This is a genomic window from Pseudomonas sp. HS-18, from assembly GCF_020401845.1.
Classification (GTDB): Bacteria; Pseudomonadota; Gammaproteobacteria; order Pseudomonadales; family Pseudomonadaceae; genus Pseudomonas; species Pseudomonas nitroreducens.
On the sequence record NZ_CP084413.1, the window covers coordinates 6,078,568 to 6,104,339 of the forward strand.

Below are 25,772 nucleotides of genomic sequence, written 5' to 3' on the forward strand. Positions count from 1 at the left end.
CCGCCCGCGAGCTGATGATCAGCCGCTTCAGCGACACCCTTGGCGTGCAGCCGATCCGTGTCGCCGACGGCGAAGCCGAGGTGCTGCTGCCGATGGCCGAGCACCTGCGCAATCGCGGCAACGTCATGCACGGCGGCGCGCTCTTCACGCTGATGGACATGACCATGGGCCTGGCCTGCTCCAGCGCCCATGGCTTCGACCGACAGAGCGTCACCCTGGAATGCAAGATCAACTACATCCGCGCGGTCGCCGAGGGCGAAGTGCGCTGTGTAGCGAAAGTCCTGCATGCCGGGCGGCGCTCGCTGGTGGTCGAGGCCGACATCCACCAGGGCGACAAGCTGGTCGCCAAGGGACAAGGCACCTTCGCCCAGCTGTAATTCGCGCCGTGACAACTGACCTATGCTGTACGCCGGAGCCCCGGATTTGCGGGCGCCGGCGCAGCGCCTCGATGAAGCCAGGCGACCACGCCGGTTGTGTTCTCCCCTTGTAGACCGCCCAGTCCACCCCCATAGTGGGGCGATTGCCGTGTGAAGGACTTCCAACTTGAGCGACCAACTTTCCCGCCGCCTGGCCCTGCTGGGCGATGCCGCCAACCTGTCCCTGCTCACCCAGTGCCTGCACGGTATCGAGCGCGAATGCCTGCGCGTCGACGGGCACGGCAAGCTTGCCCTGACCCCGCATCCGCGCGCCCTGGGCTCGGCACTGACCAACCCGCAGATCACCACCGACTACTCCGAGTCGCTGCTGGAGTTCATCACGCCGACTTCGACCAGCGTCGAGAAGACCCTGGAAGAACTGGATGAAATCCACCGCTTCGCCAGCGGCAAGCTCGACGGCGAATACCTGTGGAGCCCGTCCATGCCCTGCGAGTTGCCGGATGAAGAGACCATCCCGATCGCTCGCTACGGCAGTTCGCACATCGGCCGCCTGAAGTACGTCTACCGCAAGGGCCTGGCCCTGCGTTACGGCAAGACCATGCAGTGCATCGCCGGCATCCACTACAACTTCTCCCTGCCCGAAGGCATCTGGGAGCTGCTGCGCCAGGACGAAGGCAGCGAGAAGAGCGCGCGGGACTTCCAGTCGCACCGCTACATCGCGATGATCCGCAACTTCCGCCGCTACAGCTGGCTGCTGATGTATCTGTTCGGCGCCTCGCCGGCGCTGGACGCCGGCTTCCTGCGCGGCCGCCCGCACGGCCTGGAAGCCTTCGACGAACACACGCTCTACCTGCCCTACGCCACCAGCCTGCGCATGAGCGACCTGGGCTACCAGAACAACGCCCAGGCCGGCCTGACGCCCTGCTACAACGACCTGGACAGCTACATCGACAGCCTGCGCCGCGCGGTGAGCACGCCGTACGCGCCGTACGAGAAGGTCGGCACCAAGGTCGATGGCGAATGGGTGCAGCTCAACACCAACATCCTGCAGATCGAGAACGAGTACTACTCGAGCATCCGCCCGAAACGCGTCACCTACACCGGCGAGCGCCCGATCCAGGCGCTGATGGCCCGTGGCGTGCAGTACGTCGAGGCGCGCTGCCTGGACATCAACCCCTTCCTGCCGCTGGGCATCGACGTCACCGAGGCGCGCTTCCTCGACGCCTTCCTGCTCTACTGCGCGCTGTCCGACAGCCCGCCGCTGGGCGGTTGCGAGTGTGGCGCGGCCACCAGCAATTTCCTCAAGGTGGTCAAGGAAGGTCGTCGTCCCGGCCTGAAGCTGGAGCGCGCAGGCCAGCAGCTCGAGATGAAGGACTGGGCGAACGCCCTGCTCGACGGCATCGCGCCGATCATCGAACTGCTCGACCGCGCCAACGGTACGGGCCTGCACGCGCAGAGCCTGGCCGAGCAGCGCACCAAGGTTGCCGACGCCAGCCTGACGCCGTCGGCGAAGGTCCTGGCGGAGATGCGCGAGCGCGGCGAGAGCTTCGAGGCCTTCGCCCTGCGCTACAGCCGCCAGCATGCCGCCACCCTGCAGGGTGAGCCGCTGCCGGCCGAGGAGCAGGCGCGCTTCGAGAGCATGGCCAGCGAATCCCTGGCCGAACAGGCGGAGCTGGAGAAGCAGCCCGAAGGCGATTTCGACACCTTCGTCGCCGCGTATCAGGCGAGCATCCTGGGCCTGCTCAGCGTCTGACGGTGCAAGAAATCGCTGACATGCAGCTCATAGAGTTCTGATCGGCAACCTGCGGGTGCGGGGGGAGAATCCTCCCTCCCTGCGGATCGTCCGGCCCCGGCCGGCGCGATCCGCGCAAGACCTCGCAGGAAAGCGCGCATGTCCCCCCACTCTCCCTCCTGGACACTCCATCAGCTGGAAGTCGCCTACCGGCAAGGCTACCTGGAAGCGCTGCTCGGCCGCGCCCCGCGCTGTCCGCCACATGAGATTCTGGCGGCCAGCTGGGAAGCCGGCTGGCGCGACGGCGGCGAGCGACTGCGCCAGCAGCAGGAGGAACAGGCCAGGCCCTGCGCAGAGCCAGGCCCGGCGCCGCGGCTGAGCGTGCAGATCAGGCATTCGGTATCCGGTAAAGACCGGGTCTGATCAGAGCGTCTTCTCGAATACCTGGGAATTGCGCTGGTAGTTGTACAGCGACGCCCGCGCCGCCGGCAGGCGCTCGACGCTGCTGGGCTGGAAGCCACGCTCACGGAACCAGTGAGCCGTGCGGGTGGTGAGCACATAAAGGGTTTTCAGTCCCAGGTTGCGCGCGCGCTGTTCGATACGCTCCAGCAGGTCGTCGCCGCGTCCGCCGTGGCGGTACTCCGGATTCACCGCCAGGCATGCCAGTTCGCCCGCGTCGGAATCGGCGATGGGATAGAGCGCCGCGCAGGCGATGATCAGCCCTTCGCGCTCGACGATGCTGAACTGCTCGATCTCGCGCTCCAGCACCTCGCGGGAACGACGCACCAGGATGCCCTGCTCTTCCAGCGGGCGAATAAGCTCCAGCAGTCCACCAACGTCCTCGATGCCCGCTTCGCGCAGCTGTTCGAACTGCTCCTGCGCCACCAGGGTGCCGTTGCCGGTGCGGGTGAAGAGTTCCGACAGCAGCGAGCCATCCTCGGTGTAGCTGACGATATGGCTGCGCCGCACACCCGCGCGGCAGGCCTGGGCGGCGGCGTCGAGCAACTCGCCCTGATAACTCGGCCCGAGGCGCTCCAGGTGCGCCGGCACCTGCTGCGGGCGCAACTCGCGCACCAGCTTGCCGGCCTCGTCCATCAGGCCGCGCTCGGCCCCGTAGAGAATCAGTTTGTCCGCGCCCAGGTCGATGGCCGCGCGCATGGCCACGTCCTCGCAGGCGAGGTTGAAGATTTCCCCGGTGGGGGAATAACCCAGCGGCGAGAGCAGGACGATGCTGCGCTCGTCGAGCTGGCGATTGATGCCCTTGCGGTCGATCCGGCGGACTTCGCCGGTGTGGTGGTAGTCGATGCCATCGACTACGCCGATCGGCCGTGCGGTGACGAAGTTGCCCGAGGTCACGCGCATGCGCGAGCCCTGCATGGGCGAGGCGGCCATGTCCATCGACAGGCGTGCCTCGATGGTGATGCGCAGGCTGCCCACCGCGTCGATCACGCAGCCCAGGGTCGGCGCATCGGTCACCCGCAGGCCGCGATGGAAACGCGGCGCCAACCCGTGCTGGGCCAGACGCGCCTCGATCTGCGGACGCGAGCCGTGCACCAGCACCAGGCGCACACCCAGGCTGTGCAGCAGCACCAGGTCGTGGACGATATTGCCGAAATTGGGGTCTTCGACGCCCTCGCCGGGGAGCATCACCACGAAGGTGCAGTCCCGGTGCGAGTTGATGTAGGGGGAAGCGTGGCGCAGCCAGTTGACGTAGTCGTGCATTGCTTGAAAAGCCTGTCGTTCGAGTGGGCGGAAATCTGTCGGATGCGGCCGAAAGGCGGCCAGTGGCGGCGCGGTTATCGTCGTCGCAGGAACATCGACAGGTTTCTCCTCTTGGGTACGTTGGGCCCGCTTTCCGGGCGCTCTACAGGCAACTGCCTACACAGGGCTATTTATAGACAGTAATGACGGATCAATCCGCGTAGCAACGCTACGGTCGGCTCAATGCGGTCCAGTTCAAGGTGTTCATCGGGCTGGTGGGCACAGGCGATGTCGCCGGGGCCCAGCACCAGGGTCTGGCAGCCGAGCTGCTGAAGATACGGTGCTTCGGTGCCAAAGGCTACCGCTTCCGCCGTGTGCCCGGTCAGACTTTCGGCGAGTCGCACCAGCTCGCTCTGCGCCGGCTCCTCGAAGGGCGGCACGGCAGGGAAAAGCGGTGCGTAATCGATCTTCACGGCGTGGCGCTCGGCAACCGGCCGCAGCCGCTCGCGAATGCTCTGGCGCAGGGCTTCCGGGGCCATTCCCGGCAGCGGGCGCAGGTCGAATTCCAGGGCGCACTGGCCGCAGATGCGGTTGGGGTTGTCGCCGCCGTGGATGCAGCCCAGGTTGAGCGTCGGCTGCGGCACGCTGAACTGCGGGTTGTTGAACTCCTGCTGCCACTGGCTGCGCAGGCCCTGCAGTTCGCCCATCACCGCCTGCATGGCCTCCAACGCACTGCGTCCCAGGCTCGGGTCGGAGGAATGGCCGCTTTGCCCGAGGATGTCGATGCGCTCCATCATCACGCCCTTGTGCAGGCGGATCGGTTTGAGGTTGGTCGGCTCGCCGATCACCGCGGCGCGCCCCAACGGCCGCCCCGCGTCGGCCAGCGCACGGGCACCGGCCATGGAGCTTTCCTCGTCGCAGGTGGCGAGGATGATCAGCGGCTGCCTGAACGGCTGCTGCAGCAGCGGCAACAGCGCTTCGATGGCCAGGGCGAAGAAACCCTTCATGTCGCAGGAGCCCAGGCCGAACCAGCGCCCGTCGCGTTCATCCAGGCCCAGCGGGTCGCTTTTCCACAGGGCCTCGTCGTAGGGCACGGTATCGGTATGCCCCGCCAGTACCAGGCCGCCGGGGCCGCTGCCCAGGGTCGCGATCAGGTTGAACTTGCCCGGTGACACCGGCTGCATCTCGCAGGCGAAACCCAGGTCCACCAGCCAGTTGCCGAGCAACTCGACCACCGGGCGATTGGACTGGTCCAGCGCGGGCTGGGTACAGCTGACGGAAGGAACCGCGATCAGCTCGGCAAAGCGTTGTTTCAGGGGCGGCAACGGCATGGCGTCCTCCGAAGATGTGCTCCCACTATGGACCATGCCACGCTGCGGTAAAACCTCGCGGCACCCGGCAGGAACGCCGAAGTCCTGTAGACTGCATGACTTTGAAGTCTTTTTCGCGCCCGTCGTTCCGTCCTTCCTACAGCAGGTCGGGAATCCGGGCGCGGCCGCTCTGAACCGGACCCCCGCCATGCAGAAAGAAACCGAAATCAAATTGCGCGTCAGCCGCGAGACCCTCGAAGCCCTGCGCGATCACCCGGCGCTGAAGAAGCGCAACAAATCCGGCTGGGAGCCCCGCGAGCTGTTCAACCAGTACTACGACACCCCTGGCCGCGATCTGGCCCGCGCCCGTGTGGCGCTGCGCATGCGCAAGGATGGCGAGCAGTTCATCCAGACCCTGAAGACCCGCGGCCAGAGCATCGCCGGCCTGTCCGAGCGCAACGAATGGGACTGGTACCTGGAGAAGAACAAGCTCGACATCAAGAAGCTCGACGACCAGTGCTGGCCAGCCGCCCTGGCGGACCTGGACAAGAAGACCCTGAAGCCGATCTTCAGCACCGACTTCACCCGCCAGCGCGCCGAGATCGCCTGGGGCCGCGGCAAGACCAAGGTGGTGATCGAGGCCGCGCTCGACCTGGGCAAGGTCGTCGCCGGCAAACAGGAAGAGGATATCTGCGAACTGGAGCTGGAACTGCGCCAGGGCGAGCCCGAGGCGCTGCTGGACCTGGCCATCGAACTGGCCGCCGACCTCGCGCTGATGCCCTGCGACATCAGCAAGGCCGAGCGCGGCTACCGTCTGTTCGACCCGGCCAGCTACAGCATCCAGCCCGACACCCAGAAGCTGCTGCATGAGACCCCGCTGGACGGCGCCTTTGCCGCGCTGTCCTGGTCGCTGCTGGGCAGCAGCCAGCGCCTGGCCGAGCAATACCGCTTCAATGGCCACTGGAGCCTGCTGGAAAGCTGGCTGCAGCAACTGCTCGACCTGCGCGCTTTGCTCGGCAGTCTTGGCCAGGCCGTGCCGCGCGCCACCACCCGCGAACTGCGTACTGCTCTCGACGCGCTGATCGCCGACTGGCAACCGCGCATCGAACAGGCTCGCGATGACGAGGCGCTGCGCCAGCAGATGCCGGCAGTCTTCCGCGAGGAACTGGCGAATGTGCGCTGGGGTCAGTTCTCCCTGAGCACCTCGCGCTGGCTGCTGGGCAAGGCCTGGACCGCCGAGCGCAACGACCGTGCCAACCGGCTGGGCGGCTCCGCCGTCGGCAAGTGGCTGCAGCGCACCCTGGCCGAAGAGGCACAGGCCATGCCGCTGCAACGCGCCCAGCAGTTGCCCGAGGTACTCGCCGACCAGCTGCCGCGCCTGCAGCGCATGCTGGTCTGGCTGCGCCTGGCGCGCAGCGTACTGGAGCTGCCGGAAACCGACCGCCTCTACGGCGAACTGGCCAAGCTGCAGGAGCTGCTCGCCACTCCCGACGCCGAGGGGCGCCTGGATGCCCTCGCGGCCCAGGCCCATACTGTGCTGACCCTCAAGCCGTGGAAGGCGCTTTTGAAATAAGCTGGCCCGGCGACGTCGCTGGCCTGTCGACCCGCCATTGAAGTAGGGAGTCTGCATGTCCGTCTTTGCCCCTTCCGCCCAGGACCGTCCGCTCGACCTGGGCGACATCCTGCGCGAGCTGGTCACCCAGGGCCGCGTCGCCCAGGATGACGCCGAGCAGTGCCTGGCGATCCGCCGCAGCGCGGTGAAGAACCAGCAGCACCCGCTGGAGTTCCTCGCCGCGCAGCAGGTCGAGGATCGCCAGCGGCCGGGGCACAAGCTGGACCTGGATACGCTGGTGAGGTGGCTGGCGGACTACGCCGGGCAGCCCTACCTGCGCATCGACCCGCTGAAGATCGATGTCGCCGCGGTCACGCCGCTGATGTCCTACGCCTTCGCCCAGCGCCACCATATCCTCGCGGTCGCGGTAGCGCCGGACGAAGTCACCATCGCCAGTGCACAGCCCTTCGTGCACGCCTGGGAGAGCAACCTCACCCACGTTCTCAAGCGCCCGATCAAACGCGTGGTGGCCAACCCCGCGGACATTCAGCGCTTCACCGTCGAGTTCTACCGTCTCGCCAAGTCGGTGACCGGTGCCAGCTCGGCGGACCAGAAGATCAGCGGGGTCGGCAACTTCGAGCAGTTGCTCAACCTGGGCGCCAGCGATCAGGAACCCGATGCCAACGACGCGCACATCGTCACCATCGTCGACTGGCTGTTCCAGTACGCCTTCCAACAGCGCGCCAGCGATATCCATATCGAACCGCGCCGCGAGCAGGGCACGGTACGCTTCCGCATCGACGGCGTGCTGCACAACGTCTACCAGTTCCCGCCGCAGGTCAGCATGGCGGTGGTCAGCCGCCTGAAATCCCTGGGGCGCATGAACGTCGCCGAGAAGCGCAAGCCGCAGGACGGCCGGGTGAAGACCAAGACCCCGGAAGGCGCCGAGGTGGAGCTGCGCCTGTCCACCCTGCCCACGGCCTTCGGCGAGAAGATGGTGATGCGGATCTTCGATCCCGAGGTGCTGCTCAAGAGTTTCGACCAGCTCGGCTTCTCCCCCGACGACCTGCGCCGCTGGGAAAGCATGACCAGCCAGCCCAACGGCATCATCCTGGTCACCGGCCCCACCGGTTCGGGCAAGACCACCACGCTCTACACCACGCTCAAGCAGCTGGCGACCGATGAGGTGAACCTCTGCACCATCGAGGACCCGATCGAGATGATCGAGCCCTCGTTCAACCAGATGCAGGTCCAGCACAACATCGACCTGACCTTCGCCAGCGGCGTGCGCGCCCTGCTGCGGCAAGACCCGGACATCATCATGGTCGGCGAGATCCGTGACCTGGAAACCGCCGAAATGGCGATCCAGGCGGCACTCACCGGCCACCTGGTGCTCTCCACGCTGCACACCAACGACTCGCCCACCGCCATCACCCGTCTGCTGGAACTGGGCGTGCCCTACTACCTGATCCGCGCCACCGTGCTCGGCGTCATGGCCCAGCGCCTGGTGCGCACGCTCTGCCCGCACTGCAAGGCGCCGATGGAGCTGCACGAGGAAGACTGGCAGGAAGTCACCCGCCCCTGGAACGCCCCGCTGCCCACCGGTGCGCAGCAGGCCGTCGGCTGCCTGGAATGCCGCGACACCGGTTACCGCGGACGCGCCGGCGTGTACGAGATCATGCTGCTGACGGAGTCGCTGAAGGAGCTGATCACCGCCGACACCGACCTCATCCCGCTGCGCCGCCAGGCCTTCAAGGAAGGCATGCGCAGCCTGCGGCTGTCCGGCGCGCAGAAGGTTGCGGCGGGCCTGACGACCATCGAGGAAGTCATGCGGGTGACCCCGCAGAGCGAACAGAAGTAGCCCCTCTGGACGCCACGGCGGCGCAGGTCGCGCCGCCACCCAGCCTCAGCCTTGAGCCCGCGCAGGGTCCATGGCCATCTCCAGCAGACGACGATAGGCGCTGACCCCACTGCGGGTGTCAAAGCGTTGTGCAGTGAGACGGGCCATCTGACGCAGGCCGGCATGCGCCGACGGATTGTGCAGGACCTCGAGCACGCGCTCGGCCAGGTCGTCGACGGCGAAGAAGTCCACCAGATAGCCATTCTCTCGATCGCGAACCACCTCGCGGACCGGTGCCGTGTCGGAGGCGACCAGCAGGCAGCCGCACGCCATGGCCTCGAGCATCGACCACGACAGGACGAAGGGGTAGGTCAGGTAGACGTGTGCACAGGAAACCTGCAGCGCTTTCACGTAGGTGGCATAGGGAACCTTGCCAAGGAAGTGCACGCGTGAGCGGTCCAGCCTCACCTCCTCGAGCATGCGCGTGCGCCAGTTGGGCGCCCCCTGGGGAGGCATGCCGTAGCTCACCTCGTCGCCCCCCAGTATCAGGACCTGTGCCCGCGGATGGCGGTCGAGAATCTGCGGCAACGCGCGCATGAAGATGTGGAAGCCCCGATAGGGCTCCAGATTGCGCGCCACGTAAGTCACCACGGGATCGCCAGCCCTGAGCACCTGCCCGGAGGGTAGGCGCAAGGAACCTCGCGGGTCCGGGCGCAGCATATCGAGGGGAATACCTTCGTGAGCCACCTGGATTTTCTCCCGGTATGCCAGCGGATGCAGGCCGCGCTGCCACGGGGTGGGGCTGATGCCCAGGTCGCAATGCTCCAGGTTAAGCAGGTGCAGGGCATTGCGCGTCCGGCTGCGAGCACACTCGTCGAAACTCGACGGAAACTCCGGATCGAAATTGATATCCGACCCCTCCATGGCGCCGTAGTACTCGCAGAAATGCATCAGCGGAACATCCGGGTAGACGTCCTTGGCATACAAGGTTTCTCCCCAGCCCGGGTGCGCCAGGATCACGTCCGGGCGATAGCCAGTGCCGCGCAGTTGCAGCAACAGCCTGGCTACCTGCTGACCATGCAGGACGGCGTCCTCGACGGTGTACAGATAGTGGTGGATCTGCGGGGAAACCGCCCGGCTGGGGCTGTAGCGCAGCGTACGTACCCCCGGCACACCCCGTGCCGTATCACGGGCAATGGCCAGCAGCTGGCAGCGACTGTCCTTGAGCAGACCGTGTGCCAGGTGGAGGAACTGGCCAGGAAAGTTCTGGTGGATGAGCAACAATTTCACGACAACACCGGCTCCATGAGTCCCGCACGCCGCGCATCGACGGATAGATTGCGATGGAGCCGGGCGGGACCGACCTCCGCGCTGATAGGATGATCCGAAGGGTGTGCAGAGTCCGCTGTCCGTGCCGCCGCGCTCAATCAGAAGTCTGGAAGCAGGGGCACGGATATTTCTTAATGCGCCCTCTCACTGGCGAAATCCCGGGAAGTTGCGGGGACTATGCTTATCCAGTCGGCCGGCTCTGCAGCCTTATACTGATGCCCTGCAGCAAAACCGTCCGTCTTGCACCACAAGGAGTTCTTCACATGGAAATCGGCAGTGTTGCCCTGCTCTTCGTCATCCTCGCCATCGTCATCGTGCTCATGGGGTTCAAGGTCGTTCCCCAGGGCTTCGAATGGACCATCGAGCGCTTCGGTCGCTATACCGTCACGCTCAAGCCGGGCCTGAGCATCATCATTCCGGTGGTGGATCGCGTCGGCCAGAAGATCAACATGATGGAACGCGTGCTGGACATCCCGCCGCAGGAGGCGATCAGCGCCGACAACGCCATCGTCGAGATCGACGCGGTGTGCTTCTACCAGGTAGTGGACGCGGCACGCGCCGCTTATGAGGTCAGCGGGCTGGAAAATGCCGTGCGCAACCTGGTGATGACCAACATCCGCACCGTGCTCGGCTCCATGGAGCTGGACCATATGCTCAGCCAGCGCGACTCGATCAACGAGCGCCTGCTGCGTACCGTCGATGAAGCCACCGCGCCCTGGGGCCTGAAGGTCACCCGTATCGAGATCAAGGACATCAGCCCGCCGGCCGATCTGGTGGAAGCGATGAGCGGACAGATGCGTGCCGAGCGCCTCAAGCGCGCGCAGATTCTCGAAGCCGAAGGCAAGCGCGCCGCCGACATTCTTACCGCCGAAGGTGAGAAGCAGGCACAGATCCTCAAGGCCGAGGGCCAGCGCCAGGCCGCCTTCCTCGAAGCCGAGGCCCGCGAGCGCCAGGCCGAGGCCGAAGCCAAGGCGACCCAGGTGGTTTCCGAGGCCATCGCCACCGGCAACGTGCAGGCGATCAACTACTTCGTCGCGCAGAAGTACGTCGACGCGCTGGGCAAGCTGGCCAGCTCGAACAACAGCAAGATCGTGCTGATGCCGCTGGAAGCCAGCCAGGTGATCGGCTCGGTCGCCGGCATCGGCGAGATCGTCAAGGCCACCTTCGGCGACACCAAGGGCCGTAGCTGATGGCCGCCTTTCTCCAGAACCTCGGTTTCTGGGACTGGCTGGGCCTGGGCATCGTCCTGCTGATCCTGGAGATCTTCGGCGCCGGCGGCTACCTGCTGTGGATCGGCATCGCCGCCGCGCTAACCGGCGTGCTGTCCTTCCTCGTGCCGGGGCTCGACTGGGTCTGGCAGTGCCTGGCCTTCGGCGTGCTGGCGATCCTCACCGCGCTGTACTGGTGGAACCACCAGCGCATCAACAAGCGCACAGCCGAACCGTCCAGCCTGAATCGCCGCGGCAGCGAACTGGTGGGCCGGCAGTTCGCCCTGCATGACGCCATCGTCGGCGGGCGCGGCAAGGTCCGCGTCGGCGACAGCGTCTGGCTGGTCAGCGGGCCGGACCTGCCCGTGGGCGCGCAGGTGCGCGTGATCGGGCAGGACGGTGTCCTGCTTCTCATCGAACCGGTCTGAAGCACGACTTGTAAGAGCCAATGAAAAAGCCCGCCAATCGGCGGGCTTTTTCATTCAGGCAATGCTCAGCTCGCGGCCGGCTGCGCCGGGGCGCGACGATAGGCCCAGACCATCAGCGCGATGCCGCCCAGGACCATCGGCACGCACAGCACCTGGCCCATGGTCAGCCAGCCCCACGCCAGATAGCCCAACTGGGCATCGGGCACGCGGACGAACTCGACGATGAAGCGGAAGATGCCGTAGCACAGCACGAACAGGCCGGACACCGAGGCAGTCGGGCGCGGCTTGCGGGTGAACAGCCAGAGCACGACGAACAGTGCCACGCCTTCCAGCGCGAACTGGTACAGCTGCGACGGGTGGCGCGGCTCCGGGCCGCCGGTGGGGAAGATCATCGCCCAGGGCACGTCGGACACCTTGCCCCACAGCTCGCCGTTGATGAAGTTGCCGATACGTCCGGCGCCCAGTCCGATCGGCACCAACGGCGCGATGAAGTCCATCAGCTGGAAGAAGCTCTTGTTGTTGCGCTTGCCGAACCACCAGGTGGCCAGCATCACGCCGATCAGGCCGCCGTGGAACGACATGCCACCCTTCCACACCTCGAAGATCAGCGTCGGGTTGGCGATGTACTCGTCCAGGTTGTAGAACAACACGTAGCCCAGGCGACCGCCCAGGACCACGCCGCACGCCACCCAGAAAACCAGATCGGAGAGTTTCTCCTTGGTCCAGGTCGGGTCGAACTCCTTCAGCTTGCGCGAGGCCAGCAGCCAGGCGCCGCCGATGCCGATCAGGTACATCAGGCCGTACCAGTGGATTTTCAGCGGCCCGAGCGCTACGGCAACCGGGTCGATCTGTGGATAAGGCAGCATCCGCTTCTCCTAGCAGGAACTCAGATCAGGAAACTCAAACCCACGCTGAACAGCAGCAGGGCAAACAAACGCTTCAGGACCTTGGCCGGCAGGCGATGCCAGCCGCGCCCCGATGCGGGCGAAGAACATACTGGTAACGGCGATGCCCAGCAGCGCCGGCAGGTAGACGAAGCCCAGGCTCAGCTCCGGCAGCTTGGCGTTGTGCCAGCCGACGGCGATGAAGGATATCGCGCCGGCGATGGCGATCGGCAGGCCGCACGCCGAAGAAGTCGCAACCGCCTGTTGCATGGAGACGCCACGCCAGGACAGAAACGGCACAGTCAGCGAACCGCCGCCGATGCCGAAGATCGCCGAAGCCCAGCCCACCACGCCGCCCGCCACGCAAAGGCCGAAGCGGCCCGGCAGGTCGCGCCCGCCCTTGGGCTGGAGCCCGAGGGCCATCTGGATCGACACCAGAATGGCGAAGGTACCGATGATCTTCTGCAGCACCGGCCCCTGAATCTTCGACGCGGTCAATGCGCCCAGCGCGCTGCCGACCAGGATGCCGACGGTCATCCAGGCGAACACCCGCCAGCGCACGGCGCCACGGCGGTGGTGTTCGAGAATCGAATTGATCGACGTGAAGATGATGGTCGCCAGCGACGTCCCGACCGCCATCTGCGTCAGCACATCGGGCGAGAAGCCGTGGGCGGTGAAGCTGAACACCAGGGCCGGAACGATGATCAACCCACCGCCGACGCCGAACAGGCCGGCGAGCACGCCAGCACAGGCGCCAAGCACCAGGTAGAGCACGAACTCCATGGGCAACCTCGGGCAACAAAGCGGGCATGGTAGCCGAAGGCTCCCGGGCGCTCCAGCCACTCCGGGACATCGGCGGATGTTGATAGACTGCCGGCACACTACGGAGTTCGCCCCATGTGCCTGATCGTCTTCGCCTGGCGCCCCGAGCACGCCACGCCCCTGATCGTCGCGGCCAACCGCGATGAATTCTATGCCCGCCCGACCCTGCCGCTGGCGGCCTGGGAGGAGTATCCCGGCGTGTATGCCGGCCGCGACCTGGAGGCCGGCGGCACCTGGATGGGAGTGGCCGCGGGTGGGCGTTTCGCCGCCCTGACCAACGTGCGCGATCCCGGCCAGCCGATCGGCCCGCGTTCCCGTGGCGAGCTGGTAGCGGCTTTCCTGCAAGGCCAGCAGTCGCCGCTGGAATACCTGCAGCAGGTTGCCCGCCGCGCTTCGGACTACAGCGGCTTCAACCTGCTGGTCGGCGACGTTGCACAACTGTGCTACTTCAATCCCCGCGTCGGCGCGCCTGTGGCGGTGGCTCCGGGGGTGCACGGACTGTCCAATGCAGCGCTGAACACGCCCTGGCCCAAGCTTCTTACCGCGCGAGACGCTCTGGAGGCAGCGTTGGAGAAGCCTGATACCGGCTCCCTGGTCGCGCTACTGGCGGACAATCGTCAGCCCAGTGAAGCCGAGTTGCCGGACACCGGCGTCGGCCTGGCCACCGAGCGCCTGCTGTCCAGCGTGTTCATCGCCAGCCCGAACTACGGCACCCGTGCCAGCACCGCGCTGATCGTCCACGCGGACGGCCGTCGCGAGCTGCTCGAACACAGCTTTGGTCCCAGTGGCGCACGCCTGGGCGAGGTTTCCCTCATCGTCTAGCAGACAACGATACAGTCGCGCTGACGCTTGGCGCGGTAGAGCGCGTCATCCAGACGGCGCAGCATCGCCATCAGGTCCTCGCCGGGCTGCATCTGGGTCACGGCGAAGCTGGCGGTGAGCTGGGTCGGCAACGAAACATCCGCCCGGCGCAGGCTCAAGCGCAGGCGCTCGGCCAGCTCCCGTGCCGCCTCGGCTTCGGTCTCGGGCAGCAGCACGATGAACTCCTCGCCACCCCAGCGGGCAAAGCAATCCTCTTCACGCAGGCGCCGCCGCACCACCTCGGCCACCGCCACGAGCACGCGGTCGCCGGCCTGGTGGCCGAGGCTGTCGTTGATGCGCTTGAAGTGGTCGAGGTCGAACATCATCAGTGAGCAACCGTGATGGTGCCGCTGCAGGCGCTGCCATTCGGCGTGCAATTGCTGCTCGAAGCGCCGCCGGTTGGCGATCTGGGTCAGCGGATCGATCTCGGAAAGGCGCAGCGCGACCGCAGCCTGCTCGGCCAGTGCCTGGTTGGCCTGGCGCAAAGCTTCAGTACGCGTCTGCACCAGCAGCTCCAGGCTCAGGTTGAGCTGGTGCAGTTCGTGGTTCTTGTCCTGCAGCGCCAGTTCCGCCAGCTTGCGCTCATGAATGTTGCGGTGCGCGCCGATCATCCGCGTTGGCTTGCCGTCCCCGTCGAACTCGAAGAAGCGCCCGTGATCGCTGACCCACAGGTAGCTGCCGTCCAGGCAGCGGCAGCGATACTCCTCGCGGTAGACGCCGCTGCGACCCTCGACATAGGCATCGAAGGCGAACATGACCCGGCCGAAATCCTCGGGATGGATGATCTCGTGCCAGGTAGCGACGTTTTCCGGGAGGCTGTCGGGGTCGTAGCCGAGCATGGCGTACCAGCTCGGGCTACGGGTGACGTGGTTGCTGCGGATGTCCCAGTCCCAGATGCCGTCGCTGACGATGCTCAGGGCATAGCGCAGGGTGCGGGCGCTTCTATCGGCCTCCGTGCAAGGCGTGACGTCGAGCTCTTCCATAAGCATCGTCCTGGCCGGCGTGCCGGCCGAGTCATCGTCTGACCTTCCGGAAATGCACGGCTCCGGAAGGCGGCTTTCGCTGGCGTCAGGCCTGGATGGTCGCCGCCGGGTTGATCACGCGGCCCAGGCCGAGATTGCGCAGGGCCAGGTGCAGCGAGCTGTGGATAACCTGAGGGTTGTCGAAGGTCATCAGTTGGCCAAGCAGCTCGCGGGCCTTGGACAGGGTCATCTGGCGCAGCAGCCATTTCACCTTGGGCAGGTTGGTGGCGTTCATCGACAGGGAATCGAAGCCCATGGCCATCAGCAGTACGGCAGCCGCCGGATCGCCGGCCATTTCGCCGCAGATGCTCACCGGCTTGCCTTCGTCGTGCGCGCCGTTGACCACGATCCGCAGTGCTTGCAGCACGGCCGGGTGCAGGTAATCGTAAAGATCGGCGACCCGTGGGTTGTTGCGGTCGACCGCCAGCAGGTACTGGGTCAGGTCGTTGGAACCGACCGATACGAAGTCCACCTGACGCGCCAGCTCACGTATCTGGTACACCGCAGCTGGGATTTCAATCATCATGCCGATCGGCGGCATGGGGATATCCACGCCTTCGTCGCGCACTTCGCCCCAGGCGCGGTGGATCAGGTGCAGCGCCTCTTCCAGCTCATGGGTGCCGGAGATCATCGGCAGCAGGATGCGCAGGTTGTCCAGGCCCTCACTGGCCTTGAGCATGGCGCGGGTCTGCACCAGGAAGATTTCCGGGTGGTCGAGGGTGACGCGGATGCCGCGCCAGCCGAGGAAGGGGTTGTCTTCCTTGATCGGGAAGTAGGACAGCGCCTTGTCGCCGCCGATGTCCAGGGTGCGCATGGTCACCGGCAGCGGGTGGAAGGCGGAGAGCTGCTCGCGGTAGATGGCGAGCTGTTCCTTCTCGCTGGGGAAGCGGTCGTTGATCATGAACGGCACTTCGGTGCGGTACAGGCCGACGCCTTCTGCACCGCGCTCCTGGGCGCGCGCCACGTCCGCCAGCAGGCCGGTGTTGACCCACAGCGGCATGCGATGGCCGTCCAGGGTCTCGCAGGGCAGCTCGCGCAGCGCGGCCAGGCCCTTGCTCAGTTCCTTCTCTTCGGCGACCACTTCGCCGTACTGCTTGACCAGCTGCGGCGACGGGTTGGTGTAGATCTCGCCGTGGTAGCCGTCGACGATCAGGTCGATGCCGTCGACCTTGGAGTACGGCAGGTCGACCGCGCCCATGACCGTGGGAATGCCCATGGCGCGAGCGAGAATGGCCACGTGGGAGTTGCCCGAGCCGAGCACCGAGATCAGGCCCACCAGCTTGCCCTCGGGCACTTCGCCGAGCATCGCCGGCGACAGCTCTTCGCTGACGATGATGGTCTGGTCCGGATAGGTCAGCGTCTGCTTACGCTCTTCCTGCAGGTAGGCGAGGATGCGTCGGCCGATGTCCTTGACGTCGGAGGCGCGCTCGCGCAGGTAGGCGTCGTCCATCAGCTCGAAGCGCTGCACGTGCTCCATGACCACCTGGCGCAGAGCGCCCTGGGCCCATTGGCCGGTGCGGATGATGCGTTTGACTTCGAGGCCGATGGAGGCGTCGTCGAGCATCATCAGGTAGACGTCGAATAGCGCGCGCTCTTCCTTGCGCAGCTGGGTGGCCAGCTTGCTGGACAGGTTGCGCATGTCTTCGCGGACCGATTCCAGCGCCTGCTTGAAGCGCTCGATTTCGGCCTCGACGTCGTCGATGGGTTTGTCCGGGACGACTTCCAGGTCGGCAGGCGGCAGCACCACCACGGCCTTGCCCACGGCCACGCCGGGGGCGCCGGGAACACCGACGAACTTGGCTTCGCTGATGCCCTTGCCCATCTTGCCCAGGCCACGGATCGAACCGGTGGCCTCGGCGTGGGCGATGACGCCGGCGAGCTGCGCACTCATGGTGACGAGGAAGGCTTCCTCGCCTTCGTCGAACTGGCGCTTTTCCTTCTGCTGCACGACCAGAACGCCCATCACCCGACGGTGGTGAATGATCGGTGCGCCGAGGAAGGAGGCGTAGCGTTCCTCGCCGGTCTCGGCGAAGTAGCGGTAACGGGGGTGTTCGGAGGCGTTCTCGAGGTTCAGCGGCTCCTCGCGGGTGCCGACCAGGCCGACCAGGCCCTCGTTGGGCGCCATGCTGACCTTGCCGATGGAGCGCTTGTTCAGGCCTTCGGTGGCCATCAGCACGAAGCGGTTGCTCTCCGGGTCCAGCAGGTAGACCGAGCACACCTGGGTGCCCATCGCCTCCTTCACGCGCTGCACGATGATGCCCAGCGCCGCCTTGAGGTCCTTGGCGGAGTTCACTTCCTGGACGATCTTACGCAGCGTGTTGAGCATGGCTCGGGGTCTAACTCCTTGAACTTCGTGCTAGTCGCGCGCCAGCAGGCGCGGTGCCAATTCCTTCAGAGCCCGGCGGTAGACCTCGCGTTTGAAGGTCACGACCTGGCCCAGCGGGTACCAGTAGCTCACCCATTTCCAGCCGTCGAATTCAGGCTTGCCGGTCACGTCCATGCGTACCCGGCTTTCCTCTCCGGTCAGGCGCAGCAGGAACCACTTCTGTTTCTGCCCGATGCACAACGGCTGGCTGTTGGTACGCACCAGGCGTTGCGGCAGGCGGTAACGCAGCCAGCCCCGGGTACAGGCGAGGATCTTGACGTCCTGCTCTTCCAGGCCGACTTCTTCGTTCAGTTCGCGGTACAGCGCTTCCTCAGGGGTTTCGCGGGCGTTGATACCACCCTGGGGAAATTGCCAGGCTTCCTGGTTGATGCGCCGTGCCCACAGGACCTGTCCGACATCGTTGCAAAGGATGATGCCGACATTGGGGCGAAAACCATCGGGATCGATCACGGCGGTACATCCTCGAAATCGCGTGTGCCCGCATTGTTCCACAAAGCTTGTGACAGCGGCAACGCGGGCTGTGGCGTCCTGTGCTGGGTGGGCAAAAGCCGTTACTCTAGGCGACTTTTCGGTATTGGCAACTGGCGGTAATCCAACGTGCGACTGGCTCTCTTCGATCTCGACAACACCCTCCTGGCCGGCGACAGCGACCATAGCTGGGGCGAATGGCTGTGCCAGCGCGGACTGGTGGACGCTGGCGAGTACCAGGCGCGCAACGACGCCTTTTATGCCGACTACGTCGCCGGCACCCTCGACGTGTTCGCCTACCAGGCATTCACCCAGGCCATTCTCGGCCGCACCGACCTGGCGCAGCTGGCCGTCTGGCATCGCCAGTTCATGGAAGAGGTGATCGAGCCCATCATCCTGGCCAAGGGTGAAGCGCTGCTGGCCGAACACCGCGCTGCAGGCGACAAGCTGGTGATCATCACCGCTACCAATCGTTTCATCACCGCTCCCATCGCCGAGCGCCTGGGCGTGGAAACCCTGATCGCCACCGAGTGCGCGATGCAGGACGGCCGTTATACCGGCCAGACCTGCGGAGTGCCCTGCTTCCAGGGCGGCAAGGTGACACGCCTGAACAGCTGGCTCGAGGAATCCGGCCTGACACTGCACGACGCATACTTCTACAGCGACTCGCGCAACGACCTGCCGCTGCTCGAGCAGGTCGCCAACCCGGTGGCCGTCGACCCGGACGACACCCTGCGCGCCACCGCCATCGAACGCGGCTGGCCGGTGATCAGCCTGCGCGGCTGAGCCGTCAGTAGCCCTTGTTGACCATCAGGTGGAAGATCGCCAGGAAGGCCAGGAACGCCGGCCAGCCCAGGGCGAACCACCAGCGCATATAGAGGAAGGCTTGCGGCGGCAGCGCCGTGCCTTCCCGATGCGCCGCTTCGGCCATGTCGCGTACGCGGATCTGCAGCCAGACCACCGGCAGCCAGCAGGCGCCGGCGAACACATACAGGCCCAGGCTCCGCAGCAGCCAGCCCGAACCCAGCGGCCAACCGGCCATATGCGCCATAGCGATGCCGCTCAGCGGCTGGAAGACCGCCGTGGTGGCGATGAACAGCCAGTCGGCGGTGACCAGGTTGCGGAAGGTGATGCGGATCGCTTCCAGGTTGCCGCTGCGCCAGGCGCGCCAGCTGTAATAGGCCGAGCCCAGCCCGGTGCCGAACAGCAGTGTGGAGGACAGGATGTGCAGGGTCTTGAGCAGCAGGTAAAGGTTCACGCGGCGGGCATCACACCGGCTTGCTGATCATCAGCACCAGAATGGCGACCACGCTCAGCAGCGCCAGCGCGAAGAAGGCCAGGCCGAACGTCCACTGCCGTGCCGCACCCGCGGAGATCGGCTCGCCACTGCTCTGCGCCACCAGCGCCAGGTCGCGGATGCGCCACAGGCGGGTGGTGAACAGCAGCCAGAAGATCGTGGCCACGATCAGCAGGCAGGCACTGCCCAGCAGCCAGGTCTGCCCCAGCGGCCAGCCAACAGTCTGCACCATGCGATAACCGGTGACCGGCAGGCTGGCGACGCTGCCGGCGACCAGCACCCAGCCGATCAGGCCGATGCGCTGCAGCGCCTTGGCGATCAACCCGGCGTCGCCGCTCCGCCAGCTGCGCCAGCCGTACCAGGCCAGGCCGATGATGGCCAGGAACGGCAGCACTGCGGCGATGCCGTGGAGGATGCGGAAGGTCTGCAGGCTTTCCATTTCAAGTCCCTGTGATCGATGCGGCTTTCCGACAAGCCTAGCAGCAGTCGCGCCGCCTCTGCCTGACCTCAGCCGAGGAACAGGCGATAGGCCGGGTTGTCCGTTTCGTCCCAGTAGGGGTAGCCGATCTCTTCCAGTGCGGCCGACACCAGGTGGCGCTCATCCTCCGGCACCTGCAGGCCCGCCACCACGCGACCGTCGGCGGCACCGTGGTTGCGGTAGTGGAACAGGGTGATGTTCCAGCGGCCACCCAGGCGGTTGAGGAAGTTGAACAGCGCGCCGGGACGCTCGGGGAATTCGAAGCGGAACACCTGCTCGCCCGAAACCCGCGGCGAATGGCCGCCGACCATGTGGCGGATGTGCAGCTTGGCCAGTTCGTTGTCGGTCAGGTCCAGCACCGGGAAGCCCTGCTCCTGCAGTTGCTGCACCAGCGCCGCGCGCGGGTCGTTCTCCGGGTGCGTCTGCACGCCGACGAAGATGTGCGCTTCGCTGTCGGTGTTGTAGCGGTAGTTGAACTCGGTGATCTGGCGCTTGCCGATGGCCTCGCAGAAGGCCTTGAAGCTGCCCGGGCGCTCCGGGATGGTCACGGCGATGATCGCTTCGCGCTTCTCGCCCAGTTCGGCGCGCTCGGCCACGTGGCGCAGGCGGTCGAAGTTGATGTTGGCGCCCGAATCGATGGCGACCAGGGTCTCGCCCTTCACGCCTTCGCGCTCGACGTAGCGCTTGATCCCGGCCACCGCCAGCGCGCCGGCCGGTTCGGTGATGGAGCGGGTGTCGTCGTAGATGTCCTTGATCGCCGCGCAGATCTCGTCGGTGCTGACGGTGATGACTTCATCGACATGGTCCTTGCACAGCTCGAAGTTGTGCTTACCGATCTGCGCCACGGCGACCCCGTCGGCGAACAGCCCGACCTGGCCGAGCACCACGCGCTCGCCGGCGGCCATGGCAGCCTGCAGGCAATTGGAGTCGTCCGGCTCGACGCCGATGACCTTGATCTCCGGACGCAGGTATTTGACGTAGGCGGCGATGCCGGCGATCAGGCCGCCGCCGCCGACGGGCACGAAGATCGCGTCGATGCGGCCCGGGTTCTGGCGGAGGATTTCCATCGCCACGGTGCCCTGGCCGGCGATCACGTCCGGATCGTCGTAGGGATGGATGTAGACGTAACCCTTCTCTTCCACCAGCTTGAGCGAATGCGCCAGCGCATCGGGGAAGGCATCGCCATGCAGCACGGCCTTGCCGCCGCGGGCGCGTACGCCCTGGACCTTCAACTCCGGCGTGGTGCGCGGCATCACGATGGTCGCCTTGATGCCCAGCTCGCGGGCGGCCAGGGCCACGCCCTGGGCGTGGTTGCCGGCGGAGGCGGTGACGACGCCACGGGCGAGTTCTTCCGGGCTCAGCTGCGCCAGCTTGTTGTAGGCGCCGCGAATCTTGAAGGAGAACACCGGCTGCAGGTCTTCGCGCTTGAGCAGAATCTGGTTGCCCAGGCGCTCGGAGAGCTGGCGGGCGGGCTGCAGGGGCGTTTCCACGGCAACGTCGTAGACACGCGAGGTGAGGATCTTCTTGACGTAGTGTTCGAGCATCGGAAGGGCTATATCGGCGGCTTTTCGAGGAATCGCGAGTCTACTCCAGCCGGCGCGGCGCGGGCCACCGAACAATCCGTGCGGAAACGACCAGAACAGTTGCCCGGCGGCGCAACACCGGCGCGTCATCGGCCGCTATAATCCGCCCACTCGAACTTTCTCCGGCGCCGTTGCGCCCTTCCAGGTAAGAAGACCCTTCGCCATGAACCAGGATCAGCTCAAGCAGGCTGTGGCCCAGGCCGCCGTCGACCACATTCTTCCGCACCTCGACAGCAAGAGCATCGTTGGCGTCGGCACCGGCTCCACCGCCAACTTCTTCATCGACCTGCTGGCCCAGCACAAGGCCGAGTTCGACGGCGCCGTGGCCAGCTCCGAAGCCACCGCCCAGCGCCTGAAGGGCCATGGCATCCCGGTCTACGACCTGAACACGGTCAGCGAGCTGGAGTTCTATGTGGACGGCGCCGACGAGACCAACGAGCGCCTGGAGCTGATCAAGGGCGGCGGCGCCGCACTGACCCGCGAGAAGATCGTCGCGGCAGTGGCCCGCAAGTTCATCTGCATCGCCGACGGCAGCAAGCTGGTGCCGATCCTCGGCGAGTTCCCGCTGCCGGTGGAAGTCATCCCCATGGCCCGCAGCCACGTCGCCCGCCAACTGGTTAAGCTGGGCGGCGACCCGGTGTACCGCGAGGGCGTGCTGACCGACAACGGCAACATCATCCTCGACGTGCACAACCTGCGCATCGACAGCCCGGTGCAACTGGAAGAGGCGATCAACAACATCGTCGGCGTGGTCACCAACGGCCTGTTCGCCGCCCGCCCGGCCGACCTGCTGCTGCTGGGAACCACCGAAGGCGTGAAGACCCTCAAGGTTTGACACCCTCAGGCGCCATCCGCCGGATGGCGCCTTCCAGAGCCTCTGCTGCCGTCTACGCTGGGATGACCTCAAGCCCCAACGGAGACGCAGCATGGCCGCCAAATACCATCTGAAAAAGGCCAGCGATGGCCAGTTCCACTTCAACCTGCACGCCAGCAATGGCGAGATCGTCCTGACCAGCGAGCTGTACAAGGCCAAGACCTCGGCCATCGACGGCATCGAGTCGGTGCGCAAGAACTCGCAGCGCGAAGGTGCCTTCGAGGTCAAGGTCGCCACCAACGGCAAGCACTACTTCGTGCTCAAGGCCACCAACGGCCAGGTCGTCGGACAGAGCCAGATGTACGCCAGCAAGGCCACCGCCGATGCCGGCGTGGCGGCGGTCAAGCGTTACGCGGGGGATGCACCGATCAGCGACGACACCTGATCGCGCACCGTTTCGGTGAGCGTTCTCACACAGCCGCCTTGCACGGCCGGCACCGTCGCCGGCCGTGTATCAACATTGTTACAGTGGCGCGACACCCTCGGTCACTGACGCGTCAAATTCCGCCCATCTCCGGCGAACCGGCCTGCATCCTGCTTTCCTCCGGCGCACGCATCGAAGACCGATGCGATTCCAATCGACACAGAGGAAAGTGCCGTGTTCAAACCTTTAGCCGTTGCGGTCAGCCTGGGATGCGCCGCGTTTTCGATCGACGCCAGCGCCTATGAGTACGGGGATTACGCCGAGGACACCCTCGACACCCTGATCAACGATTACCCCGGCCGTTACCGTGGCACCGCCAGCTTCGCCGGCGCCACCGCGCTCATGCAGTCGCGCCTAGGCTTCGGCTACCAGACGCAGATCCAGGACTTCACCTGGGCCGGCAACCGCCGCTCGCAGAACGTCATCGCCAGTGCCCCAGGCAGCAGCGGCCAGTACGTGGTGCTGGGCGCGCACTATGACACCTACTACGGCCGCCCCACCCTGCAGGGCCTGGACGACAATGGCTCAGGCGCAGCCGTACTGACCGAGATCACCCGCAACCTGGGCGGTATCGAGCTGGAGAACGGTTTGGAAGTGGTCGGCTTTGGAGCCGAAGAGGAAGGTCTGCGCGGTTCGCGCGCCTACGTCGCCTCGCTCAGTGAGGAACAGCGCAGCAACCTGCTGGGCATGATCAACCTCGACAGCCTGATCACCGGCGACAAGATGTACGCCCACGCCGGCTTCAACAGCGTCGACAACCCTGCGCTGGGCGCCTACCGCGATCAGTTGCTGCGTATCGCCCAGGAGCTGAAGATCCCGCTGTTCACCAACCCTGGCCTGAACGAGGAATACCCCGCGGGTACCGGTTGCTGCAGCGACGGGGAAAGCTTCGAGGGCCTGAACGTCCCGGTGCTGTTCATCGAAGCCACCAACTGGGAACTGGGCGACCTGGACGGCTACGAACAGACCGACAACCCCGCCATCCCCGGCGGCGCCACCTGGCACAATCCGGCGCTGGACAACGAGCAGGTACTCACTGGCGCCTTTGGCCAGGAGCGCATCGACCAGCGCCTGCGGGACTTCTCGCGCCTGCTCACGCGCCTGGTGCTGGAATTGACCAACGCCGACCTGCTCGCCTCCACCGCCTCCGGCGGCGCCATGGCGCGGCAGATGGAAGACCAGTTGCAGCGCCAGCACCTGGCCCTGACCCGCCTGCATGACCGCCGTTGGCTGAGCCTGCTGGGCAGCTCGGGCCCGGTCGGCAGCTTCGACGGCGCCGTTGGCGTGGAAGGTGAAACCACCCCCGAGAGCGGTTTCGACATGCCCGGCGACCCGCGCTCGCACCGCGCCGGGGTGAACCTGCTGGGTGATTATCGCGCCAGCGAGGCACTGACCGTTGGCGGCAGCCTGAGCTTCCAGCGCAGCCGCGACAACCTCGACCATAGTGCACGACTGGAAGCGGAAACCTGGCAGCTCGGCCTCTACGGCCTGTTCAACGACGGCGGCCCGGCCTGGCTGGGTGGCGAGCTGAGCGCCGGCTACGCCGACTTCGACAGCAAGCGCGCGGTGTACCTGAAGGCGAAGAACGGCCCGGTGCTGCTCGACCAGCGCATCGACGGCGACACCAACGCCTGGTTCTGGGGCGCGCGGATCGACGGCGGTTACGACTTCGACATCGACGGCATCAAGACCGGGCCACAGGGCGGGCTGGACTATGTGCACTACAAGATCGACGATTTCAACGAGGATGACGACCTGCGCACCGCGCTGGGCTACGAGAAGCAGGATTATGACTCGGTCGAAGCCAGCCTTGGCTGGGGCCTGCGCGGCGAGCTGCCGCTGGGTAACCGCATGGCCGTGCAGCCGTACGCCAGCGTGCGCTGGGTGAGGGAATTGGCCGATGGCCGCCTGGACGACATCGCGCTGACCGCCCTGGGCGATGGCCGCACTCGCGTCGCCGACCTGGGCGGCGTGGACAAGGACTTCGGCCGTGCCCAGGCCGGTGCCCTGCTGGCGGTCACCGAGCAATTGGGCGTGTTCGCCGAGGCCAACTCGCGCTTCGCCCACAGCGAGGGCAGCCAGGCGTCCTATTCCCTCGGCGTGCAGTGGCAGTTCTGATCGCGGGACAGCGAGGCGCCCTCAGTGCGCCTCGCGTTTCTTGAATACGTAGAAGAGGTTGGGCTCGCTGACCAGGTACAGCGTGCCCTGGTCGTCCATGGCGATACCTTCGGCCTGCGGCACGCTGCGACGCAGGCCGCTCATGCCGCGCAGCAGCGACAGCGAACTGATCGGCTCACCATCGGCGCTCAGCTCCAGCACCAGCCGGGACTCGTCGGACAGCGCCAGCAGGTGACCACTGCGCTCGTCGTACTGCAGGCTGGAAAGATCGCGGACGAACAGGTTGCGATTGTGCTGGAGGTCTTCCACCACGTGGACGGCGATGGGCTGCTCGGACTGCTCGTAAGGGAAGCCGCGCACTTCGTAGATATGCACAGGCTTGCGCTCCTTGGCGACGAACAGCCGCTTGCCGACCGAGTCGTAGGCCAGCCCCTCGAAGCCACTGTTACCGCCACGGCCGAGGGCCAGGGCGAGTTGCTGGGCGTCTTCGATGCGCAACTCCCTGGTGTCGTCGCGCAGCTCAACACGGATCAGGCGCTGGTGGGTTTCGTCGGTGATCACATAGACGTTGCGACTGATGTATTCGATCGCCTCGGTATCGCCGAAACCGTGCAGCTCGATCCTGCGCAGCACCTCGCCTTCGAGCGACAGCTCGACGAGCTCGTTCTGCTTGTTGGTGACGGTGAAGAGGGTCTGCCGGTCCGGGTCGTAGGTCAGCGCCGAGACATTTTCCTCCAGCCCCTCGATCGGCTGCGCCTCCAGCACGACACGGTAGTCGGGCAGCCAAATGGATTTGTCCTGCCACAGCGCAGCATGGCGCCACTCGTTGAACTTGAACCAGGCGCGCTCGTAGACGCGGAAGCTCTGGCCCAGCGCGAGCAGCATGGCCAAGGCAAGCAGCGCCAGCAGCAGGAACAGACGACGGGGCTTGAGCAAACGACGCATGGAGGACTCTGGGCGGGGTTGGCATGGCAGATTGGCAGCAGCGCCTGAAGCCAAACTTAAAGGCCACCAGAGCTTGCGGGCAGGCTAGAGTCAGGTTAGCGCAAGTCTGTCCTGTGTTTCTTTTGCAAGAGGC

The 25,772-nt window shown here is 65.9% G+C and carries 23 protein-coding genes and 1 pseudogene; 12 read left to right on the plus strand and 12 right to left on the minus strand.

All coding sequences use genetic code 11. The features are described 5' to 3' along the window. Positions 1–14 precede the first annotated feature (14 nt). The 3 genes from LDJ84_RS28230 to LDJ84_RS28240 all read left to right on the plus strand — a co-directional run bounded on the left by LDJ84_RS28230 (position 15) and on the right by LDJ84_RS28240 (position 2,532). The gene (locus LDJ84_RS28230; protein WP_045216869.1) at positions 15–377 is read left to right on the plus strand and encodes a PaaI family thioesterase; all 363 of its coding nucleotides are present in this window, start codon (positions 15–17) and stop codon (positions 375–377) included. A 166-nt stretch (positions 378–543) separates the two neighbouring features. Next, positions 544–2,130, plus strand: coding sequence for a glutamate--cysteine ligase (gshA, locus tag LDJ84_RS28235; RefSeq protein ID WP_065086538.1), 1,587 nt, complete (start codon positions 544–546; stop codon positions 2,128–2,130). Positions 2,131–2,268: 138 nt separating this feature from the next. Next, positions 2,269–2,532, plus strand: coding sequence for a hypothetical protein (locus LDJ84_RS28240; RefSeq protein WP_024762182.1), 264 nt, complete (start codon positions 2,269–2,271; stop codon positions 2,530–2,532). On the opposite strand, the gene argA is transcribed toward LDJ84_RS28240, so the two are convergent. After that, positions 2,533–3,831, minus strand: coding sequence for an amino-acid N-acetyltransferase (gene argA / locus LDJ84_RS28245; protein ID WP_226045629.1), 1,299 nt, complete (start codon positions 3,829–3,831; stop codon positions 2,533–2,535). It lies immediately after the preceding gene. Between the two features lie 170 nt (positions 3,832–4,001). After that, a complete protein-coding gene (gene argE / locus LDJ84_RS28250) occupies positions 4,002–5,141 on the minus strand; it encodes an acetylornithine deacetylase (RefSeq protein WP_037012489.1) in 1,140 nt (379 codons plus the stop codon). Between the two features lie 187 nt (positions 5,142–5,328). Between argE and LDJ84_RS28255 the strand changes: the two genes are divergently transcribed. Beyond that, positions 5,329–6,693 carry an inorganic triphosphatase gene (locus tag LDJ84_RS28255; protein ID WP_226045630.1) on the plus strand — a complete coding sequence of 455 codons (1,365 nt, stop codon included), beginning with the start codon at positions 5,329–5,331 and terminating at the stop codon, positions 6,691–6,693. A gap of 55 nt (positions 6,694–6,748) precedes the next feature. After that, positions 6,749–8,533, plus strand: coding sequence for a GspE/PulE family protein (locus LDJ84_RS28260; RefSeq protein WP_037012496.1), 1,785 nt, complete (start codon positions 6,749–6,751; stop codon positions 8,531–8,533). 45 nt (positions 8,534–8,578) lie between these two features. On the opposite strand, the gene LDJ84_RS28265 is transcribed toward LDJ84_RS28260, so the two are convergent. Next, complete coding sequence (locus LDJ84_RS28265; RefSeq protein ID WP_226045631.1) at positions 8,579–9,802, minus strand: glycosyltransferase family 4 protein; 1,224 nt, start codon at positions 9,800–9,802, stop codon at positions 8,579–8,581. A gap of 302 nt (positions 9,803–10,104) precedes the next feature. Between LDJ84_RS28265 and LDJ84_RS28270 the strand changes: the two genes are divergently transcribed. Together LDJ84_RS28270 and LDJ84_RS28275 are read left to right on the plus strand one after the other, a co-directional pair. Next, positions 10,105–11,031, plus strand: a complete 927-nt coding sequence (locus LDJ84_RS28270) for an SPFH domain-containing protein (protein ID WP_054908101.1) — start codon at positions 10,105–10,107, stop codon at positions 11,029–11,031. Beyond that, complete coding sequence (locus tag LDJ84_RS28275; RefSeq protein ID WP_169935694.1) at positions 11,031–11,477, plus strand: NfeD family protein; 447 nt, start codon at positions 11,031–11,033, stop codon at positions 11,475–11,477. The genes LDJ84_RS28270 and LDJ84_RS28275 overlap by 1 nt, the downstream gene beginning before the upstream one ends. A 65-nt stretch (positions 11,478–11,542) precedes the next feature. Here LDJ84_RS28275 and lgt read toward each other — a convergent pair whose 3' ends face one another. Together lgt and LDJ84_RS28285 are read right to left on the minus strand one after the other, a co-directional pair. Continuing rightward, on the minus strand, positions 11,543–12,343 hold the full coding sequence (gene lgt / locus LDJ84_RS28280) for a prolipoprotein diacylglyceryl transferase (RefSeq protein ID WP_024762176.1): 801 nt from the start codon (positions 12,341–12,343) through the stop codon (positions 11,543–11,545). Positions 12,344–12,363: 20 nt separating this feature from the next. Next, positions 12,364–13,144 (minus strand): annotated as a pseudogene (locus LDJ84_RS28285) (sulfite exporter TauE/SafE family protein). Positions 13,145–13,258: 114 nt separating this feature from the next. Between LDJ84_RS28285 and LDJ84_RS28290 the strand changes: the two are divergent. Beyond that, a complete protein-coding gene (locus LDJ84_RS28290) occupies positions 13,259–14,005 on the plus strand; it encodes an NRDE family protein (protein WP_226045632.1) in 747 nt (248 codons plus the stop codon). Here LDJ84_RS28290 and LDJ84_RS28295 read toward each other — a convergent pair. The 3 genes from LDJ84_RS28295 to LDJ84_RS28305 all read right to left on the minus strand — a co-directional run bounded on the left by LDJ84_RS28295 (position 14,002) and on the right by LDJ84_RS28305 (position 17,902). After that, the gene (locus LDJ84_RS28295) at positions 14,002–15,027 is read right to left on the minus strand and encodes a sensor domain-containing diguanylate cyclase (RefSeq protein ID WP_170859024.1); all 1,026 of its coding nucleotides are present in this window, start codon (positions 15,025–15,027) and stop codon (positions 14,002–14,004) included. The two genes, LDJ84_RS28290 and LDJ84_RS28295, sit on opposite strands and share 4 nt — an antisense overlap. Positions 15,028–15,112: 85 nt before the next feature. Beyond that, positions 15,113–17,392: a phosphoenolpyruvate--protein phosphotransferase gene (gene ptsP, locus LDJ84_RS28300; RefSeq protein ID WP_024762172.1), complete on the minus strand. Its 2,280-nt coding sequence runs from the start codon at positions 17,390–17,392 to the stop codon at positions 15,113–15,115. A gap of 30 nt (positions 17,393–17,422) precedes the next feature. Continuing rightward, positions 17,423–17,902: an RNA pyrophosphohydrolase gene (locus LDJ84_RS28305; protein WP_017520843.1), complete on the minus strand. Its 480-nt coding sequence runs from the start codon at positions 17,900–17,902 to the stop codon at positions 17,423–17,425. A 147-nt stretch (positions 17,903–18,049) separates the two neighbouring features. Between LDJ84_RS28305 and LDJ84_RS28310 the strand changes: the two genes are divergently transcribed. Next, entirely contained in the window at positions 18,050–18,706 is a 657-nt protein-coding gene (locus LDJ84_RS28310) for an HAD family hydrolase (RefSeq protein WP_065086544.1), read from the plus strand. A 4-nt stretch (positions 18,707–18,710) separates the two neighbouring features. Here the strand turns inward: LDJ84_RS28310 and LDJ84_RS28315 are convergent, their stop codons facing one another. The 3 genes from LDJ84_RS28315 to ilvA form a co-directional block, all read right to left on the minus strand. Then, positions 18,711–19,178, minus strand: coding sequence for a DUF2269 family protein (locus LDJ84_RS28315; protein ID WP_226045633.1), 468 nt, complete (start codon positions 19,176–19,178; stop codon positions 18,711–18,713). Positions 19,179–19,188: 10 nt separating this feature from the next. Next, complete coding sequence (locus LDJ84_RS28320) at positions 19,189–19,656, minus strand: DUF2269 domain-containing protein (protein WP_037012511.1); 468 nt, start codon at positions 19,654–19,656, stop codon at positions 19,189–19,191. A 68-nt stretch (positions 19,657–19,724) separates the two neighbouring features. After that, the gene (gene ilvA, locus LDJ84_RS28325; RefSeq protein WP_084358813.1) at positions 19,725–21,239 is read right to left on the minus strand and encodes a threonine ammonia-lyase, biosynthetic; all 1,515 of its coding nucleotides are present in this window, start codon (positions 21,237–21,239) and stop codon (positions 19,725–19,727) included. Positions 21,240–21,441: 202 nt separating this feature from the next. Between ilvA and rpiA the strand changes: the two genes are divergently transcribed. The 3 genes from rpiA to LDJ84_RS28340 all read left to right on the plus strand — a co-directional run bounded on the left by rpiA (position 21,442) and on the right by LDJ84_RS28340 (position 24,694). After that, a complete protein-coding gene (rpiA, locus tag LDJ84_RS28330; protein ID WP_037012516.1) occupies positions 21,442–22,113 on the plus strand; it encodes a ribose-5-phosphate isomerase RpiA in 672 nt (223 codons plus the stop codon). 91 nt (positions 22,114–22,204) lie between these two features. Then, positions 22,205–22,537, plus strand: a complete 333-nt coding sequence (locus LDJ84_RS28335) for a YegP family protein (protein WP_037012520.1) — start codon at positions 22,205–22,207, stop codon at positions 22,535–22,537. A gap of 213 nt (positions 22,538–22,750) precedes the next feature. Further along, the gene (locus LDJ84_RS28340; RefSeq protein WP_226045634.1) at positions 22,751–24,694 is read left to right on the plus strand and encodes an autotransporter outer membrane beta-barrel domain-containing protein; all 1,944 of its coding nucleotides are present in this window, start codon (positions 22,751–22,753) and stop codon (positions 24,692–24,694) included. Between the two features lie 21 nt (positions 24,695–24,715). On the opposite strand, the gene LDJ84_RS28345 is transcribed toward LDJ84_RS28340, so the two are convergent. Further along, on the minus strand, positions 24,716–25,639 hold the full coding sequence (locus LDJ84_RS28345; RefSeq protein ID WP_169887082.1) for an SdiA-regulated domain-containing protein: 924 nt from the start codon (positions 25,637–25,639) through the stop codon (positions 24,716–24,718). Positions 25,640–25,772 lie beyond the last annotated feature (133 nt).

Coding starts and splice junctions, on each gene's coding strand:
- LDJ84_RS28335 (WP_037012520.1), top strand. CDS start 22,205: ATGGCCGCCAAATACCATCTGAAAAAGGCCAGCGATGGCCAGTTCCAC.
- argE (WP_037012489.1), bottom strand. CDS start 5,141: ATGCCGTTGCCGCCCCTGAAACAACGCTTTGCCGAGCTGATCGCGGTT.
- rpiA (WP_037012516.1), top strand. CDS start 21,442: ATGAACCAGGATCAGCTCAAGCAGGCTGTGGCCCAGGCCGCCGTCGAC.
- LDJ84_RS28270 (WP_054908101.1), top strand. CDS start 10,105: ATGGAAATCGGCAGTGTTGCCCTGCTCTTCGTCATCCTCGCCATCGTC.
- LDJ84_RS28275 (WP_169935694.1), top strand. CDS start 11,031: ATGGCCGCCTTTCTCCAGAACCTCGGTTTCTGGGACTGGCTGGGCCTG.
- LDJ84_RS28345 (WP_169887082.1), bottom strand. CDS start 25,639: ATGCGTCGTTTGCTCAAGCCCCGTCGTCTGTTCCTGCTGCTGGCGCTG.
- LDJ84_RS28260 (WP_037012496.1), top strand. CDS start 6,749: ATGTCCGTCTTTGCCCCTTCCGCCCAGGACCGTCCGCTCGACCTGGGC.
- LDJ84_RS28320 (WP_037012511.1), bottom strand. CDS start 19,656: ATGGAAAGCCTGCAGACCTTCCGCATCCTCCACGGCATCGCCGCAGTG.
- LDJ84_RS28290 (WP_226045632.1), top strand. CDS start 13,259: ATGTGCCTGATCGTCTTCGCCTGGCGCCCCGAGCACGCCACGCCCCTG.
- LDJ84_RS28240 (WP_024762182.1), top strand. CDS start 2,269: ATGTCCCCCCACTCTCCCTCCTGGACACTCCATCAGCTGGAAGTCGCC.
- LDJ84_RS28255 (WP_226045630.1), top strand. CDS start 5,329: ATGCAGAAAGAAACCGAAATCAAATTGCGCGTCAGCCGCGAGACCCTC.
- lgt (WP_024762176.1), bottom strand. CDS start 12,343: ATGCTGCCTTATCCACAGATCGACCCGGTTGCCGTAGCGCTCGGGCCG.
- argA (WP_226045629.1), bottom strand. CDS start 3,831: ATGCACGACTACGTCAACTGGCTGCGCCACGCTTCCCCCTACATCAAC.
- LDJ84_RS28230 (WP_045216869.1), top strand. CDS start 15: ATGATCAGCCGCTTCAGCGACACCCTTGGCGTGCAGCCGATCCGTGTC.
- LDJ84_RS28295 (WP_170859024.1), bottom strand. CDS start 15,027: ATGGAAGAGCTCGACGTCACGCCTTGCACGGAGGCCGATAGAAGCGCC.
- ilvA (WP_084358813.1), bottom strand. CDS start 21,239: ATGCTCGAACACTACGTCAAGAAGATCCTCACCTCGCGTGTCTACGAC.
- ptsP (WP_024762172.1), bottom strand. CDS start 17,392: ATGCTCAACACGCTGCGTAAGATCGTCCAGGAAGTGAACTCCGCCAAG.